Source organism: Natrinema caseinilyticum (assembly GCF_024227435.1).
Classification (GTDB): domain Archaea; phylum Halobacteriota; class Halobacteria; order Halobacteriales; family Natrialbaceae; genus Natrinema; species Natrinema caseinilyticum.
Map to the genome: position 1 here is coordinate 1,978,473 of NZ_CP100445.1, position 16,215 is coordinate 1,994,687.

A 16,215-nucleotide genomic window follows, 5' to 3' on the forward strand; every position below is an offset into this window, starting at 1 on the left:
GAGCCGCTGCTGAAAGCGCGTCGCGGACGGTATCCGGGAGCGTCGCATTTCCTCGAGTCGGGTGACACGCCCGCTGTTCGTGTGAGAGCGTCGACGAAAGCCCGCGTCCCCCACCGATCTGTCATCCGTGGCAGACTCACCGCTCATCTTCGATCCACTCATCGCCGAACAAATGATCAGTAGAGATAAGTAAAAACCAAATAGTTCCGACCGAAGTATGTACGGAATGCCAACTGGAACCGGCTGGGAACTAACGAAGCTCGTCGTGTGGGGGGGTGACCGCGACCGTCGGCATCCAATCGTGTTCGGCGGTCGGACGACGTCTTTCGACGCCCCGGGTGGGACCTCGTCGGTCCGGATCGTGGGATCCGATCGCGAAACGGGACGCGAGCGGCCGAGATCGGACGGTGTCCTGCCGGTCGCGGGCGGCCGCGACTCGCCACGGCTGATGACCGACGGCGGAACTGTTACCGATGTGGCGGACGGCCGGGCCGACGATCTCGAGACCGAAATCGCCCGGGCCGAGCGGGCACTCGAGTCGCTCGAGGCCGACACCGGAGACCTCATCCGGGCGCTGACGACCGTTCGCGAAACCATCTCGGCGCTCGAAGCTCGCGGTGCGACCGTCGTCACCGAGATCGACTCGGTGACCGACCGCGTCGAAGAACTCGAGGACGGACAGATCGAGCCGGCGGAACTGGATCGACTCCGAGCGGACGTCACGACGCTCGAGACGAGTCTCGCCGAAGCTCCCACCGAGGCGGATCTCGAGTCGATCGAAGATCGCCTCTCCAACGTGGCGATGCGAGACTACGTCGACGCCCAACTGGACGCACTCACGTCCGTGATCGAGGACGTCGATACGGCAGTCGGTGAACTCGAAGCGGCGATCGAGGAGGGTCGCGACGGGACGGCCGACGTCGACCAGGCGACCGTCGACGCCATCGAGACGACCGTAGAGGGCCTCGAGACCGACGTCGAGTCGCTGTCGAACGAGTTCGAATCGCTCCAGGCCGACCTGGTGGAGAGGGAGTCCTGGGAGGCCACGGTCGACGACGAACTGGCCGAGGTCAAGGAACGGCTGGAGCCCCGGGGCGAATCGATCGAGACGGCTACGAGCCCGTCACGGGACGACCGCGAGTCGGTTACGGAAGACGTCGAATCGCTGACGGACGGCCTCGAGTCGGTTACGAAAGACGTCGAATCGCTGACGGACGGCCTCGAGTCGATCAGGGAGACCACGATCGACGAAGCGGATCTGGAAGCGGCGACAGCGGAGCTGGCCGACGCCGACCGCCTGCGGGAGGTAGAGGAGGCGGTCCCGATGATCGCCATGACGGTCGAGAACCTCGAGCGGGACGTGTCCGCTCGTCTCGAACGGCTCGACGAATACGACGGCTGGGCGACGGACGAAGCCTTCGATGCCCTCGAAGATCGCGTCCAGACCCGCTTCGACGAGGTTCACACCGAACTGTCGTCGCTCGACGCGGCACTGGACGCCGTCGAGGAAACCGTCTTCGAACTGGAACGGTCGGTCGAGTCGACGGACGAGACCGTCCGCGCGGTCCAAGCGGACCACCGTGAAGAGACGGTGGCGATCCGCGAGGACTTCGAAACGCTGCGAGAGCGGATCGGCGCGTTCGAAACACGGATCAGCGAGTTTCCCGAGGAGACAGCGGATCCCGACCAGGTGGAGGGCCTCGCGGAGTCGGTCACCGATCTTCGGAGGCGAGTCGAGACGCTCGAACGGGAAACCGTCACGTCGGAAATGGTAACGGCGATCCAGACGAACCTGGCCCAAACTCGGCGGCACGTCGACACCGTCGAAGGGACGGCCGAGCGGCTCGAGCCGACCGTCAGCGACCTTCACGGGGACGTCGATGCCAATCACCAGCAGTTGGAAGCGGTCTCGGCCACTCTCGAGTCGGTCGAGACGGCGATCGAATCGGATTCGGATCTCGAGGCCGACATCGAGGACGTCGAATCGAACGTCGACGAGATCGAGGGACGTCTCGACGGGATCAACGGGAAAATCGAATCGGATCTCAAAACCCTCCATCTGGAGGTCTCAGACCTTCGTGAGCGGGTCGAAACGGACGAGCGGAGCGTCCTCGAGCGGATGGTGAAAGACGACGTCTTCGGACTCGTGACGGTCGCGTTCGTGGCCATCAGTGCGATCGGCGCCTCGATGGCGTTTTTCGACGGCCAACACGTCTTCACAGCCGTGTTCGCCGCCGTCCCGATCGTGACCGTACTGGGCGCGCACCTCCTCGCCCAGCGCTCCTGACCCGGCCGGGTAGCAACCTCGGCAATCCGAACCCGGCCGAGTATCGGCGCCGGCGACGCGAACCCGGCCGCGTGTCAGCGGGATCGACGCGAGCCGGTTCATCGTCTCGAGTACGACTCGGCTACCGGACTCGAATCCACCTCCCTTCGGTCCGCCACCTCCCTTCGATCCGTTACGTACTTTTCGTCGCTCTCCTAAACGCCGCCAATGGAATTGCTGGAGCGCCGACGGGCGCTGATCGAGGAGCGTCTCGTCGAGGTGGTCGAAGGGGTCGAGCCCGAGACGCTCACCGAGGAAGTTCGCCACGTCGCGCTCTCGGGAGGGAAGCGCGTTCGACCGGTGGTAACGCTACTGGCCTGCGAAACCGTCGGCGGCCGAGCCGAAGACGCAGTCGAGTTCGGCGTCGGGATCGAACTCGTCCACACGGCATCGCTCGTCGTCGACGATATCATCGATCGCTCCGAACTCCGACGGGGGACGACCAGCGCGTGGGCCGAATTCGGCCACGGGCCGGCGATTATCACCAGCGACGGGCTGCTCGGCGAGGCGTTCGCGCTCTTTTCCGCCGATCCGGACGCCACCAGAGTCGTCGCGGACGCGATGGTCGAACTCGGCGTCGGGGAGGCGACCGAACTCTCCGCCGAACCCGGTAACGAGGCGGAATACATGACGCTGGCGCGGCGCAAGACCGGCGCGCTGTTTCGGGCCGCGGCCGAACTCGGAGCGATCGCCGCCGATTCCGATCCCGTCACCGTCGACGCCCTGGGCGAGTACGCCGAACGGGTCGGGGTGGCGTTTCAGATCCGTGACGACGTCCTCGACGCGATCGCCGATCCCGACGAACTCGGCAAACCGACCGGTCACGACGCCGCCCTCGAGCGCCCGTCGGTCGTCCAGGTGACCGATCTCACGCCCGAGGAGGCCAATGCGACCGCCAGGTCGGAAGCAGACCGGGCGATCGACGCCCTCGAGCGAGTGGACGTCGTCGATCCCGAGGCGCGGAAGTACCTCCTCGAGTTGGCGGAGTTCGTCGTCAAACGCGAACGGTGACGAACTGGCCGAGCACTCAGGCCCGCTCGGCACCGCGTGTCCCGTCCTCCCGGTCGACGTCCGCAAAGCGCGATTCCGCGACGGCGAACATAAGCGTACTCACGATCCCCAGTAGCGTCCCCGCGGTCAACGCCGCCGCGAGGTAGGTGATCCCGACGTCGTCCAGGAAAAACGCGCTCACAGCGTGGAGAACGACCGCGATCGAGAGGACGTAAAAGGGCGCGTTGAGGTACCGCCACTCGAGCGAGTCGGCGATGTACTCGTCGGTGATCTGACCGAGGCTGGTCGTGAGGCCGGCCGCGGCGAACCAGTGGATCGATCCGTAAACGAGCGCGGCGAGCATGACGGGGACACCGACGTCACCGGCGGTCGACCGTTGGACGCCCTCGAGAGTATCGAACCCGCTGACGCCGCCCAGAACGAACAACGCCGCGGCGACGACGTACGCGAGCAGGGTCGTCCGACCAGCGTACAGCGAGCGGCGACCGCGCTCGACGGCTGCGTCCAGCCGATCCCCCAATCCGAGCCCGCGCGAGATGAGGTAGAAGCCGAGCAGCGCCGACGTCGTTCCGAGGACGATTCCCGGCATGTTCAACACGGCTCCGATCAACGCGAGCGGGTAAATCAACAGGAGGATCCCGAGCGGGATGAGAACCGTTCCGCGCGTCTCTGGGTCGTCGAGCACCTGTTTGATCGTGTAGTACATCGATTCTAAGTTCTGGGCCTGCCGGACGACGACCCGCCGGACGCCGTCGATAGGGACGCGCGAGCGGATGATCGGGATGACGGATTCGTCCTGGGCGCCGTCGGTGACGACGAGCGCGGTGACGTCTTCCGCGGTCGAGAGGCTCGCGAGCACCGTATCGACTTCGTTGCCGACCTCGCGATTCGCGCTGACGTCGCCTTCGTCGTTGCCGGTGACGACGGCAACCTCGACGCTCTCGTCGCGATCGGCGAGGTCGTCGTAGATGTGTAACCCCTGAAAGATGACGTTGAGGTCCGAATCCTCCGGGTCCGCCGTCGCGAGAGCGACGGCTGCCTCCTGGACTGGAGCGCGACCGATGACCGGCGTCGAAAACCCGGTCTTTCGGCCGAGGTCGTCGTCGAGGTCGACACAGAGGACCAACAGCATTGCGTCGAGGTTGCACGCCGCGGTATTTCCCTCTTCTGGGCCGGCGAAAGCACCCCCACGTCGGCCATCGCCCCCACTTCACGTCGACGACGCGGAATCAGTACCGAAATCGACGCGAACCGGGGAGACGGCTCGCCGAGACACCACGGCCCGGGTCGACACGCCACGGTCCGGATGCGTTTCGCACCGCTTTTGAGTCTCGACCGGGTACGTTCCCTCGAATGATCTCGAAGGGCTGTGAGCAGTGCGCCAAAGGCGGAAAGATGGTCCTGTTCGTCTACGGCTACTGCGACCAGCGCGACTGCTTTTACTGCCCGCTCGGCGAGAACCGCAAGAACGTCACCGACGTCTACGCGAACGAACGGCTCGTCGAGACCGACGACGACGTCCTCACGGAAGCCCGGCGGATGGATGCCCTCGGAACGTCGATCACCGGCGGCGAACCGCAAGAGGCACTCGACCGCACCTGTCACTACCTCGAACTCCTCAAAGACGAGTTCGGCGAGGACCACCACACCCACCTCTACACCGGTATCACCGGCGGTCGCGAGAACATGCGCCGCCTCTCGGAGGCCGGTCTGGACGAAATTCGCTTTCACCCGCCCTTCGAACGCTGGGGCGACCTTCACGGAACCGAGTGGGAGGACATTCTCTATATCGCGCGCGAAGAAGGACTGACACCCGCGTTCGAAATCCCCGGTATCCGCGCCGAAACGGAATTCCTCGAGTTCTTAGACGAGGGTGCCGCCGAGTTCTGTAACGTAAACGAGTTCGAGATGTCCCAGGGTAACTACCGCCGAATGCAAGAACAGGGCTTCGAACTCAAGGAGGGCCACATGAGCGCCGTCGACGGCTCTCGCGAGGACATTCTCGAGGTGATGGGCGACCACGAGCGGGTCTATTTCTGCACCTCGGTCTTCAAAGACGCCGCTCAGCACCGGCGCCGCCTGAAGCGCATGGCCCGCACCGTCCGCCGGGAGTTCGACGACATTACCGACGACGGGACCCTCGTCTACGGCAAAACGTACACCGACCCCGAACGCCTCGAGGCGCTCGGCGTCCCCGAAGAATTCTATACCGTCAAGACCAATCACGTCGAGGTCGCCTGGTGGCTCTTAGAAGAGATGATCGACGAGGGCGACCTCGAGGACGGCGAGATCGTCGAGCAGTATCCGACCTACGACGGCCAGGTCGTCGAACGAACGCCGCTGGCGTAGCGGCGGGGTTTTATCGTTCGCGACGGGCCGTCTCGCCGCGTCACCCCGAACGGGCGAGCAAGAGACAACCCAGCGATAGCCCGGCGAGAACGATGAGAAGGGGCCAGTGAGAGCGGGAAAGGGCGACCCACCGGGTAAAAGGGCGAACCTCGGGGAAGAACGCACGCGTAAAATGGACGAAAATCGGCGGAAGAGCGGCTCGTATCGGGTATCCCTGCACCAGCAGTTCTGACGGAGACGCGGTCGGTTTCGGGCGGGTTTTAGCACAGTATAGAGATCGTTTCACGGCACAGAACAGAGGAGAAAGTGCCGTCTCGGGGGAGTACCGCCGCTATTGCCGGCGAGCGAGGAGAGACGGCTTATCAGAGTTGTAATAATGAGTATCGTATCGGAACGAAGGGGTACGATGGAATTGCGAAACGTCGCTGTGGTGGCGGTTGCATTGCTCGTGGTCCTTTCGGGGTGCAGTGCCTTTGGTGGGACGCAGACGGATGCGCCGTCGAACGAAACGGATACGGGGGACGAACAGAACGAATCGCCTTCAGACGACGATTCGAACGGATCTGGTGGTGACACTGGCGCGGGCAACGGGGACGACACGGCGAACGCGGATTGGAGTCCACCCCAGCCGCCGAATCGCCCGATGGAACGCAAAGATCTCGAGGAGAACCTTCCCGAGCGTATCGAGACCGTGCGGTTCGTCGACAAAGTGCCCGCCGAGGACGGCGAGGGGTACTCGAACTTCAACCTCGAGGTCGTCGCCAACACGAGTATGGAGAACATCGACCCGCCTAGCCACGGTACCGTCAGAGGCGAGCCGTACTTCTTCGTCAAGATCAATCAGGGACAGGACAACCGGAAGATCATCGAGCGCACGGCGCAGGTTCCGATGAAAGAAGACGGAACGTTCCACATAGACGTTCGGCCAGCCGGGATCGAAGAATTCGGCCAGACGACGCTGAACGTCGAGGTCTTCCTGATGGACAAGGACAAAGATTGGGACGACGTGTTCGACGCGACAACGCAAACGATCGAATTCAATCCGGGCACGGGCGGTGGAACAGAATCCGTCGACTCGGACACGTCCGGTGGTGAAAGCGCAGACGACACCGAGACGAGCGATTCCACCGATTCGGCGACGAACGAGACCATCGATTCGGAGACGGGCGATTCCACCGATTCGGAGACGAGCGATTCCACCGATTCGGCGACGAACGAGACCACCGAATCACTGGCGGTCGAGAGTTAGAGAGACGCGCGGATCGGTCGTACCCGCGATCGAGCAGTCAGTCGAACGTGGTCGGATCGACGCCCGGAAGGGTGATGAGATTCTCCCGGCCGATCCGAAGCTTCTCGATCTCGTCTTCGTCGTCCATCTTCGAGAGCAGTTGTGACACCTTCGCGTTCGACCAGCCGGTTTCGGAAACGATCGAGGCTTGCTTCATCCGGCCGCCGTTCCTGTTGAGAAGACGGAGGACGCGTTCTTCGTCGCTCAACAGTTCGGGGTCAATCCCGTCGTCGATGGGTTCTTCGAACTCGAATTCCGTTCCCGGCCTCTGACCGGTACCGGGGGAGGCTGGCAAATCGGCAGCCGGTCGGCCGATCGCGTCGGATCCGCCGTCCCCTTCGGGCGTCGGTCCCGTCCGCGACTCGCCGGCGTTCTCGCGACGGCTCGGGAGCTGAAGGCGGTCGTCCCAGAGCGAGATGTCGACGTCGTCTCGCCGTGCGAGAAGGTACCCGCCAGCACCGACGATGATAGCGAGTCCGACGAATCCGACGACGAGAAGGCCCGAACCCGAGAACAGCGTCTCGCTCCCGGCTCCCCGGATGATCGTGATCTCGAGCCCGTCCGTGCCGAACTGGTGGGGTCCCTCCCAGACGAGCGCTCCGTTTTCGGTCCCCGTCGGTGCATCGACGAATCCGTAGTTGCTGTCCGGCGGTTCGATGACGAGCCGCTGGCCATCGCTCAACGTTCGGAATAGCGGGCCGGCATCCGTCTGCAAGGCATCGCCGGCGTAGATCCGCCCGTCGTCGACGGTCGCGAAGTTCGTCCAGGTAAACGAGTAGGAGATGATTCCCACTCGAACGTCGGAATCGGCACTCGATTCGCCGTCGTCGGACGCGAGCCGTTCGATTCGGGGGTCCTCCCAGCCAGCGTCGCTGATCGACATCTCGCGGCCGGTCGATTCAGACGCGTAACTCGCGTATCTGTGGAACAGTTGCGGATCGTATGGCGCATCTCGTCGCCCCGACACGATCGCATTGGCGTACTGATCGAACGTGTCGGCCTCCGTCTCGTTCGTCACGAGGAACCGACTTTCGATCGTCCACTTCGCGGTGCCATCACTGGCGACGTGAATCCGAACTACCTGCCAGGTACCCGGACGCTCGAGCGCTGGAGGGGCGACCGCTGGAGACGAGACAGCGTTAGATTGCTCGAGCGCTGGGGAGAGAGAGGACGACACCGACGGTGGCCGCTCGACGGGCGACGACATCTGTGCCGACGGTGTGGCAGCCACTGCCCCCAGCGTAGTTGTAGCGAGGAGGACTGTGAGAGCGAGTATGGCGGCAGTGGTAATCCGCATGCGTACCAACGGGTGGTTTCCCGGGGGAAAAAACACTTTCCATCGAAAAATAAAACGTTACCGACGGCTGTGAACGGTCTCAAATAAGCCTGAAGGCAAACGAAATAGGGGATTACGGATCTCACCGACAGACGACCAGTTTTTGTATCAGGAGTACATACGGTGGTGCGATGAACAACGCGACGCCTGCCCTCCTCGCGTTACTTCTCGTTCTCTCGGTACCTGCGATGACCGTCGTCGCGGCGGAACCGGCCCGCGGGACGGAAGACGGATCTAACGCGGCCCTTGGACGACAGGCTTCTCCACAGCTGCTGCAAACCGACGTCGCCAACACGACGAACCGACTCCAGCTCACGGGTGATGTACGGAGCGAGTATATCGACTACCGTCCAAACCTCGGAATGGCACTCGCGAGCGCCGACGACGAACTCCGGATCGATCACGAGCAGTACACCCTCGTGGAAGAAGAGTTCAACAGCGCAACTGCGGACGAACGAGCGGCCATGATCCAGCGGGCGTACGAACGCCTCAAGGAACGAGCCGACGAACTCGAGCAACGCGAACGCGAGGCAGTCAGAGCACATGCTGCCGGCGATCACTCGACGGCCCAACTCCTCCAGACGCTGATCCGAAACCACAACGAAGCTGAGATACTTTCCGAGCGCCTCGACGAACTGGACGCCTACGCGGACAGAGTCCCCGACTATTCACTCTCCTCGCGGCAAACTCGCGTCGACAAGAACGTGTTCGAATTCCACCGAACGTCGCTTCGAGCAAGCCTCGATCGGCTTTCGGAAATACCGACCGGCCGGAGTCATCAAAACGTCGTGGTCTCGACGTCCGAGACCGGGTACAGCCTCTCGATGATGGAAAGCAGTAACTACATCGTCGAGACGACCCGCTTCGACAATCGAGACGAATCGGCGCCCGACCAATTCGAGGACCTCGAGGCGTTCGAACGGACGATGGAACTCTATCCGTGGGCGGACGAACACGGGTCGCCTCACTTCCAGGACAACAGCCCCGATCACTACTGGACCGAAATCGGCCACAGCCAGGGCCGCCTCGAAATCTATCTCGACGCCGGGACGGGTGACGTCCACCGCGAGGTACAGGAACTCATCGCACCGTCGCTCCCGCCCGAGTCCCTCGGCCCCTGGAGAGGTGACGGGCTCAACATGACGATGAACCGGACGCCAACGAGCGGGCCGATCAAAGTGATGATAACGGACCAACGAACCGGTGAACCGGTAAACGCGGCCATCACGTTCGACGGAACCGAGATCGGCAGGACCGGCGACGACGGATCGCTGTGGGTCACACCACTGCTCGGGACCCACCAACTCGAGGCGAAAACGAGCGACGGAGTGGTCAACGCGACAGTCACGCGCTGATCGGAGGATCGACAATCACGCGCCGATCGGAGGATCTGTACGGGTTTGCGTCTGCAGAGGGCGATTCGAGTCGCTCGGCGAGCGTTTGTATGCGGTGGCAGGCGAATATTTATACGAAAAGGGGCGACCAGACTGGTTCGTGAATCGAGTGCGGCGCCGAGACCAGTACCGACACCGATGTCGACCAGCGCGAGCGGTCAGTCCGGTCGTCGGCGTGCTCGCGCTGATCGCACTCACCGTCTGTCTGGCAGCCGTCGTCGCCGTTGGAATCGGTGCGTGGTCGCTCGAGTCGGGGCCACCGACCGCGACCTTCGAGCTCTCTGCTGACGGGGATCGGTCGACGGTCGTGATCGAGCACCGCACCGGTGACCCGATCGATGTCGACGGATTGACTGTCGTGATCGCGGTAAACGGAACGAACCTGTCGAGACAACCCCCGATTCCATTCGTCGGGGCGAAGGGATTCGACGGGGCGCCCGACGGGCCGTTCAACGCGAAGGGCGATCGGGAGTGGACGGCGGGTGAGCGGGCGGGCCTCGCCATCGCCGAGACGAACAGCCCGAAACTCGAGGTCGGCGATTCGGTCACGGTTACCCTCGTCGTCGATGGGAAGCTGATAGCGAAACTCGAGGGGGTGGCAACGTAACCGTTCGAGAACGGCGGTGGATGCGCCGACGTTCGACGAACACTGCGCCGAAACAGCTGTCCCACAGCTGTTCCGATCCCGACGGGCTTACTCGGGCGCGCGGCCGATCGTCGTGATTGCAACGTCCGGATCGTACGACGGCCCCATGAAGGCGTGTTTCACGTCCTCGAAGCCGGCGGTTTTGAACATCCGGTCGGCCTCGTACTCGTCGTAGAAAAGCATTACCGCGTCGGCGAGGCGCTGGGTGATCGGGTTGTCGGGATAGTTCGGCCCGACGACGAGGACCTGACCGCCCGGTTTGAGGACCCGACGGATTTCCCGAAGCGCGAGAATCGGGGTCGGCCAGTACTCGATCGATCCGGACGACCAGACCACGTCGAACGTGTCGGTCGTAAACGGCAGTCGCTCGGCGTCACCCCGATGAAAGTGGACCGGCGGGGCCCGTTTACCGAACTTCTCGTAGGCCCGTGCGAGCTGGTGTTCGCTCTGATCGAGGGCGTAGACCTCGTCGACGTGTTCGAGCAGGCCTTCGGTCCCGAAGCCGGTTCCGCAACCGACGTCGAGGACGGTCATGTCCGCCTCGAACTCGAGCAGCGAGAGCGCTTCGGCGCGCATCTCTTCGGTCCAGACGAAGGGGTTCACCTGGTCGTAGACTCGCGAGAGGTACTTGTAGAACAGTCGGGCACGCGCCTTGTTCTCGAGAAGTCCCATTGGCGAGGAGTTTCGGTCGGATCGGCATATGTCTGCTGTTCTCGCCGGCGTACGCGAAGGGTAAGACGGAATTACCGGTGGCTCAGCACCGGCTCGCGCCGAGACACTTTCGCAACTACCATATACGCGCTCTGGCAAACATCCGACTGCTTAGAGTATGCCGAGGCCAGAGGTTCTCGAACGAATTAAGTCGGCGGAGACGGAGGCCGACGAGATCGTCGCAAAGGCAAACAACGACCGCGACGAGCGAATAGCCGAGGCCCGGGAACGTGCCGAGGAGATTCGCACGGAAGCGGAACAGGAGGCCAAAGAGTTGAAGGAGCGCCGCCTGGAGGAGGCTCGCGAGGAGATTGACCGGGAGTGCGAGCAGGTCCTCGAAGAAGGCGAACGGGAGCGAGAAGAGCTCGCCGAACGCGCCCGGAGTCGGATCGACGAGGTGACCGACCACGTCGTCGAACTGTTCCAGGAGGACGTTCATGCTCAGACCTGAACGGATGAGCAAGGTCTCGGTGACCGGCTCCAAGGGCGTGATGCCCACGGTCATCGAGACGATTCACGAGTTGGGTCTGGTTCACCTCTCCGACTACGACGGATCCTGGGAAGCGTTCGACAACGGGAACCCGATCGGACGGGCCGACGAGTCCTCCGAGAAGCTGGTGACCGTCCGCGCCCTCCAGAGCACCCTCGATCTCTCGGCCGACGAGGTCGACGCGGCCGCACTCGAGTCGGGCTGGGAGGAACGGCTCGAGGAGATTCGAACGGGGGTCAACGAACTCGACGACAGGCGGACGGAGATCAACGACGAACTCCGACAGATCAACGAGAAGATCGACGGCGTCGCTCCTTTCGCGGCGCTGGGGATCGACCTCGACTTGCTATCCGGGTACGAGTCGGTCGACGTGCTCGTCGGCGAGGGCTCGCTCGGGGACGTCGAATCCGCACTCGACGCGTCGGACGACGTCGGTGCCTTCGAGACGTTCACCGGCGGCGACGTCGTGGCGATCGTGGCCGCACCGACCGAAGACGGCGACGAAAACGCGATCGACGAGGCGCTGGTCGGAGTCGAATTCACCCGCTACGAGGTTCCGGAGACGGACCAGAGCCCCGCCGACTACGTGTCGGACCTCGAGAGTCGAAAGCGCGACCTCGAGTCACAACTCGACGACATCGACGCGGAACTCGAGGAGATCAAGCGGGAGGAAGGGTCGTTCCTCCTGGGGGCCGAACAGGAGCTGACGATCGAGGTACAGCAAGCTGAGGCGCCGCTGCAGTTCGCGACGACCGACCACGCGTTCGTCGCGGAGGGATGGCTCCCGAGCGACGAGTACGATCGCCTCGTCGCGGCGCTCGACGGCGCCGTCGGCGACGGCCTCGAGATCGAGGAACTCGTCCGGGCGGATTACAACGACGAGGGCTATCCGACGCGGACGGAAGAGGTCGACCACGGCGGACCCGGCGAATCCGAGGGAATGTCCGAAGCGGAAGAAGAGGAGGTACAGGAGGCGCTCGCCGACGGTGGCACGACGACCGGAAGCGCCGGCGTCGTGACGATGGTCGACGAACCGCCGGTCATTCAGGATAATATCGGCCCCGCACAGCCGTTCGAGTTCCTGCTGCGATTGATCGACCGGCCTCGCTACAGCGAACTCGACCCGACCATCGTTCTGCTGCTGACGTTCCCCGCGTTCTACGGGTTCATGCTGGGCGACCTCGGCTACGGGATCCTGTACACCATCGCCGGATACACGCTGTACAGCCGCTTCGACGAGGACATCGTTCGGAGCCTGGGTGCGATCGGCATCTGGGCCGGCGGGTTCACGATGCTGTTCGGCATCCTGTACGGCGAGATATTCGGGATGCACGTGCTGGGAGAGGTTCTCTTCGGCGGCAGTCCGCCGCTGCACAAGGGGCTTCAGCCAGTGTACGCGAAGTACGGCCAGACGTGGCTGCTGGTGAGCGTCCTCATCGGACTGGCCCACCTTACCGTCGGGTACATCTTCGGGTTCGTCAACGACCTCGACCACGGCGTCGTCGACGCGTACCTCGAGAACGGCTCGTGGGCGCTGCTCATGATCGGCGTCTGGGTCTGGATCCTCAGTCGCCACGGTGAAGGCGTCAAGCCGGACTTCCTGTACACCTCGTTCGGCACCGGTTCCGAGGCCGCGTACGAACTCGGCTTCACCGGCTTCGCCGCCGAGACCGGCCTGATGGTCGGCCTCCCGGTCGCAGTGATCGGGCTCGTGACGATGATCTACGGCGAAGTCAAACACTACGGCGTGCTCGGCGTCATCATCGGCGGCCTCGAGAGCTTCAACGTCCTCGGTGACGTCCTCTCGTATCTCCGAATAGCGGCGGTCATCCTCGCGAAGGCAGGCATGGCGTTCGTCGTCAACATGCTGTTCTTCGGGGTGTACGTCGTCGGTGAGGGGGAACACGCGGAGTGGCACTTCGGTACCAGCCACGCCCCCCAGAAGATGCTCGAGCAGGGAACCTACCACGGTCACGAAGTGACCGAGGTCATGTTCGGCGGCTTGCTCCACGGCGGCATCGTGATGGCGATCCTGGGCGTGTTCATCCTCGTCCTCGGCCACATCGTCGTCCTCCTGCTCGGCGTTACGAGCGCCGGCCTGCAGGGAATCCGTCTCGAGTACGTCGAGTTCTTCAACAAGTTCTACGAAGGCGGTGGACGGGTATTCGAGCCCTTCGGCGGAATTCGGTCCGACGACAAGAACTGACTCGCCTCTCACCCGCGGATCTTGTTATTGTTACGCTTGCTAGCCCTCCGCATATTTTCCCATCAAAATCGAAAGGATAATACCCTCCGACGCCCCGTACCAACGGTTAGGACGGCAAAATCGGCAATTTGGTTTGGGAAGTTTTAAGAAGACGCTGGGGAGTAGTACCACCTGTCCGGTTGCAAAACCACAAAGGAAAACTCAATCATGACAATCGAAACTCTACCCCAGATCGGACTCGCGCTGAACAGTGTCGCAGAGAACGCCGTCCCGCTCCAGGCGCTGGACCAGGGTGCAGCGGCGGCGATCGGTATCGGTCTCGCGGCAATCGGCGCGGGCTATGCGGAGCGAGGGATCGGGGCCTCCGTCGTCGGCGCGCTCGCCGAGGAGTCCATCTCGCCGGGTATCGGGATTCTGCTGACGGTCCTGCCCGAGACGCTCGTGATCTTCGCACTGGTCGCGCTCTTCGTCTAAAGCGTCCTATCGAACTTTCTTACAATGAGTCTGGATACAGTCGTTGAGGACATTCGAGAAGAGGCTCACGCGCGTGCGGAGGAGATCCGCGCTGAGGGCGAAGCGCGCGCCGAAGAGATCGAGTCGACCGCCCGGGAGGACGCAGACGAGATCGTCGCTGACGCCGAGGCCGACGTCGAGCGAGAAATCGAGCAACTGCGCGAACAGCGACTCTCCAGTGCGAAACTGGAGGCGAAACAGAAACGCCTGGAGGCACGCAGGGACGTCCTCGGGGAGGTCCACGAGGCGGTCGAGGACGAACTCGCCGCCCTCGAGGGAGACACCCGCGAGGAGCTCACCCGTGACCTGCTCGAGGCGGCGACCGACGAGTTCGACGAGGGCGACGACGTCAGCGTCTACGGCCGCGGCGACGACGAGGAGCTGATCGACTCGATCCTCGCCGACTACGACGGCTACAAGTACGCCGGCGAGTACGACTGTCTCGGCGGCGTCGTCGCCGAGAGCGAGCAGTCCCGCGTCCGCATCAACAACACGTTCGACACGGTACTCGAGGACGTGTGGGAAGACAACCTCCGGGAGATCAGCAATCGACTCTTCGAGCAATGAGTTCAGGTGCCTCGAATCCGGAATACGTGAACGCTCGCGTTCGCTCGCGACAGGCGGCGATGTTGGCGGACGAGGACTACCGCAAGCTGATCCGGATGGGGCCGAGCGAGATCGCACGGTTCATGGAGGAAACGGAGTACGAACGCGAGATCAACGAACTCGGAACGCGGTTTTCGGGCGTCAACCTGATCGAGTACGCCCTGAACCGCAACCTCGCGAAGCACTTCAACGACCTGCTCGAATGGGCGGAGGGGCGACTCTACGACCTCATCGCCCGGTACCTCCGGAAATTCGACGTCTGGAATCTCAAGACGATCATCCGCGGGATCTACACGGATTCGGACGCCGACGCGATCCGGACGGACCTCATCCGCGCCGGCGAACTCGACGATCGGACGCTGGACCGGCTGGTCGAACTCGACTCGATCGAAGACGTGATCGAAGTCGTCGGCGGGACGATTTTCGCGGACCCGCTCGCGGACGCCTACGAAGAGTACGAAGCCGTCGGGACGCTCGTCCCGCTCGAGAACGCGCTCGACCGCGCGTTCTACGAGAACTTACTCGAGGACCTCGGTCGGCCACAGGAGGGGCCGGAAGCCACCTACGTCGAGTTCCTGCAGACGGAGATCGACTTCCGGAACGCGCGAAACGCGTTGCGACTCGCGCGAAGCGGTGCCGATCTGGACCCGGCAGCCTACTACATCGAGGGCGGCGTCCTGTTCGACGAGTCGGAGCTGAATCGGCTGGTCGGTCACTACGACGAACTCGTCGACCACATCGCGGAAAACAAACGCTACGGCGACCGCCTCTCGGGAGCGCTGGAACGGCTGCGCGATGCTGACAGCCTTATACAGTTCGAACACGCACTAGATGCTGCGTTGCTCGAGTACGCGGACACGCTCTCGAGCATCTATCCGACCACCATTACCCCCGTTCTCTCGTACATCCTCGCGAAAGAGCGCGAGGTCGAGAACATCCGTGCGATCGCACGGGGACGCGAGGTCGGGCTCGACGAGAGCGAAATCGAAGAGGAGCTGGTGATCCTATGAGCCAGGAAATTGCAGTCGTCGGCAGCCCGGAGTTTACGACCGGCTTCCGCCTCGCGGGAGTCAGACGGTTCGAAAACGTTCCGGACGACGAGAAAGAAGAGCGACTAGACGACGCGGCGACGGCGGCCCTCGAAGACGAGGGCGTCGGGATCGTCGTCATGCACGACGACGACCTCGAGCACCTGTCGCGCAACGTTCGCCAGGAGGTCGAGACGAGCGTCGAGCCGGTCGTCGTCACCATCGGCAGCGGGACCGGTGGCGGCGGGCTGCGCGACCAGATCAAACGTGCGATCGGTATCGACCTGATGGAAGAAGAAGAAAGCGAGTAA

15 protein-coding genes are annotated in these 16,215 nt (G+C 63.3%); 12 read left to right on the forward strand and 3 right to left on the reverse strand.

The window, feature by feature from the left end:
- Positions 1 to 226: 226 nt before the first annotated feature.
- The gene (locus NJT13_RS09710) at positions 227 to 2,287 is read left to right on the forward strand and encodes a hypothetical protein (RefSeq protein WP_254521371.1); all 2,061 of its coding nucleotides are present in this window, start codon (positions 227 to 229) and stop codon (positions 2,285 to 2,287) included.
- 207 nt (positions 2,288 to 2,494) lie between these two features.
- Entirely contained in the window at positions 2,495 to 3,337 is an 843-nt protein-coding gene (locus NJT13_RS09715) for a polyprenyl synthetase family protein (protein ID WP_254521373.1), read from the forward strand.
- Between the two features lie 16 nt (positions 3,338 to 3,353).
- On the opposite strand, the gene NJT13_RS09720 is transcribed toward NJT13_RS09715, so the two are convergent.
- Positions 3,354 to 4,469, reverse strand: a complete 1,116-nt coding sequence (locus NJT13_RS09720) for a DUF373 family protein (RefSeq protein ID WP_254521374.1) — start codon at positions 4,467 to 4,469, stop codon at positions 3,354 to 3,356.
- A 221-nt stretch (positions 4,470 to 4,690) separates the two neighbouring features.
- On the opposite strand from NJT13_RS09720, the gene NJT13_RS09725 reads away from it, so the two are divergent.
- Entirely contained in the window at positions 4,691 to 5,686 is a 996-nt protein-coding gene (locus NJT13_RS09725) for a radical SAM protein (RefSeq protein WP_254521375.1), read from the forward strand.
- A 643-nt stretch (positions 5,687 to 6,329) separates the two neighbouring features.
- A complete protein-coding gene (locus NJT13_RS09730) occupies positions 6,330 to 6,935 on the forward strand; it encodes a hypothetical protein (RefSeq protein ID WP_425499745.1) in 606 nt (201 codons plus the stop codon).
- A 37-nt stretch (positions 6,936 to 6,972) separates the two neighbouring features.
- Here NJT13_RS09730 and NJT13_RS09735 read toward each other — a convergent pair whose 3' ends face one another.
- Positions 6,973 to 8,271, reverse strand: coding sequence for a helix-turn-helix transcriptional regulator (locus NJT13_RS09735; protein WP_254521377.1), 1,299 nt, complete (start codon positions 8,269 to 8,271; stop codon positions 6,973 to 6,975).
- Positions 8,272 to 8,441: 170 nt separating this feature from the next.
- On the opposite strand from NJT13_RS09735, the gene NJT13_RS09740 reads away from it, so the two are divergent.
- Together NJT13_RS09740 and NJT13_RS09745 are read left to right on the forward strand one after the other, a co-directional pair.
- The gene (locus NJT13_RS09740; RefSeq protein WP_254521378.1) at positions 8,442 to 9,665 is read left to right on the forward strand and encodes a DUF7096 domain-containing protein; all 1,224 of its coding nucleotides are present in this window, start codon (positions 8,442 to 8,444) and stop codon (positions 9,663 to 9,665) included.
- 139 nt (positions 9,666 to 9,804) lie between these two features.
- Positions 9,805 to 10,311 (forward strand): type IV pilin domain-containing protein, encoded by a 507-nt coding sequence (locus NJT13_RS09745; protein ID WP_254521379.1) that lies wholly within the window; start codon positions 9,805 to 9,807, stop codon positions 10,309 to 10,311.
- A gap of 87 nt (positions 10,312 to 10,398) precedes the next feature.
- On the opposite strand, the gene NJT13_RS09750 is transcribed toward NJT13_RS09745, so the two are convergent.
- Positions 10,399 to 11,022, reverse strand: a complete 624-nt coding sequence (locus tag NJT13_RS09750) for a methyltransferase domain-containing protein (RefSeq protein ID WP_254521380.1) — start codon at positions 11,020 to 11,022, stop codon at positions 10,399 to 10,401.
- A 157-nt stretch (positions 11,023 to 11,179) separates the two neighbouring features.
- On the opposite strand from NJT13_RS09750, the gene ahaH reads away from it, so the two are divergent.
- The 6 genes from ahaH to NJT13_RS09780 all read left to right on the forward strand — a co-directional run bounded on the left by ahaH (position 11,180) and on the right by NJT13_RS09780 (position 16,215).
- Positions 11,180 to 11,512, forward strand: coding sequence for an ATP synthase archaeal subunit H (gene ahaH, locus NJT13_RS09755; protein ID WP_254521381.1), 333 nt, complete (start codon positions 11,180 to 11,182; stop codon positions 11,510 to 11,512).
- Entirely contained in the window at positions 11,499 to 13,757 is a 2,259-nt protein-coding gene (locus NJT13_RS09760) for a V-type ATP synthase subunit I (protein WP_254521382.1), read from the forward strand. Before ahaH ends, NJT13_RS09760 begins: the two co-directional genes overlap by 14 nt.
- Before the next feature lie 231 nt (positions 13,758 to 13,988).
- Entirely contained in the window at positions 13,989 to 14,231 is a 243-nt protein-coding gene (locus tag NJT13_RS09765; RefSeq protein WP_254525439.1) for a hypothetical protein, read from the forward strand.
- 24 nt (positions 14,232 to 14,255) lie between these two features.
- A complete protein-coding gene (locus NJT13_RS09770; RefSeq protein ID WP_254521385.1) occupies positions 14,256 to 14,837 on the forward strand; it encodes a V-type ATP synthase subunit E in 582 nt (193 codons plus the stop codon).
- Positions 14,834 to 15,886 carry a V-type ATP synthase subunit C gene (locus tag NJT13_RS09775; protein ID WP_254521386.1) on the forward strand — a complete coding sequence of 351 codons (1,053 nt, stop codon included), beginning with the start codon at positions 14,834 to 14,836 and terminating at the stop codon, positions 15,884 to 15,886. Before NJT13_RS09770 ends, NJT13_RS09775 begins: the two co-directional genes overlap by 4 nt.
- Positions 15,883 to 16,215 carry a V-type ATP synthase subunit F gene (locus NJT13_RS09780; RefSeq protein WP_254521387.1) on the forward strand — a complete coding sequence of 111 codons (333 nt, stop codon included), beginning with the start codon at positions 15,883 to 15,885 and terminating at the stop codon, positions 16,213 to 16,215. Before NJT13_RS09775 ends, NJT13_RS09780 begins: the two co-directional genes overlap by 4 nt.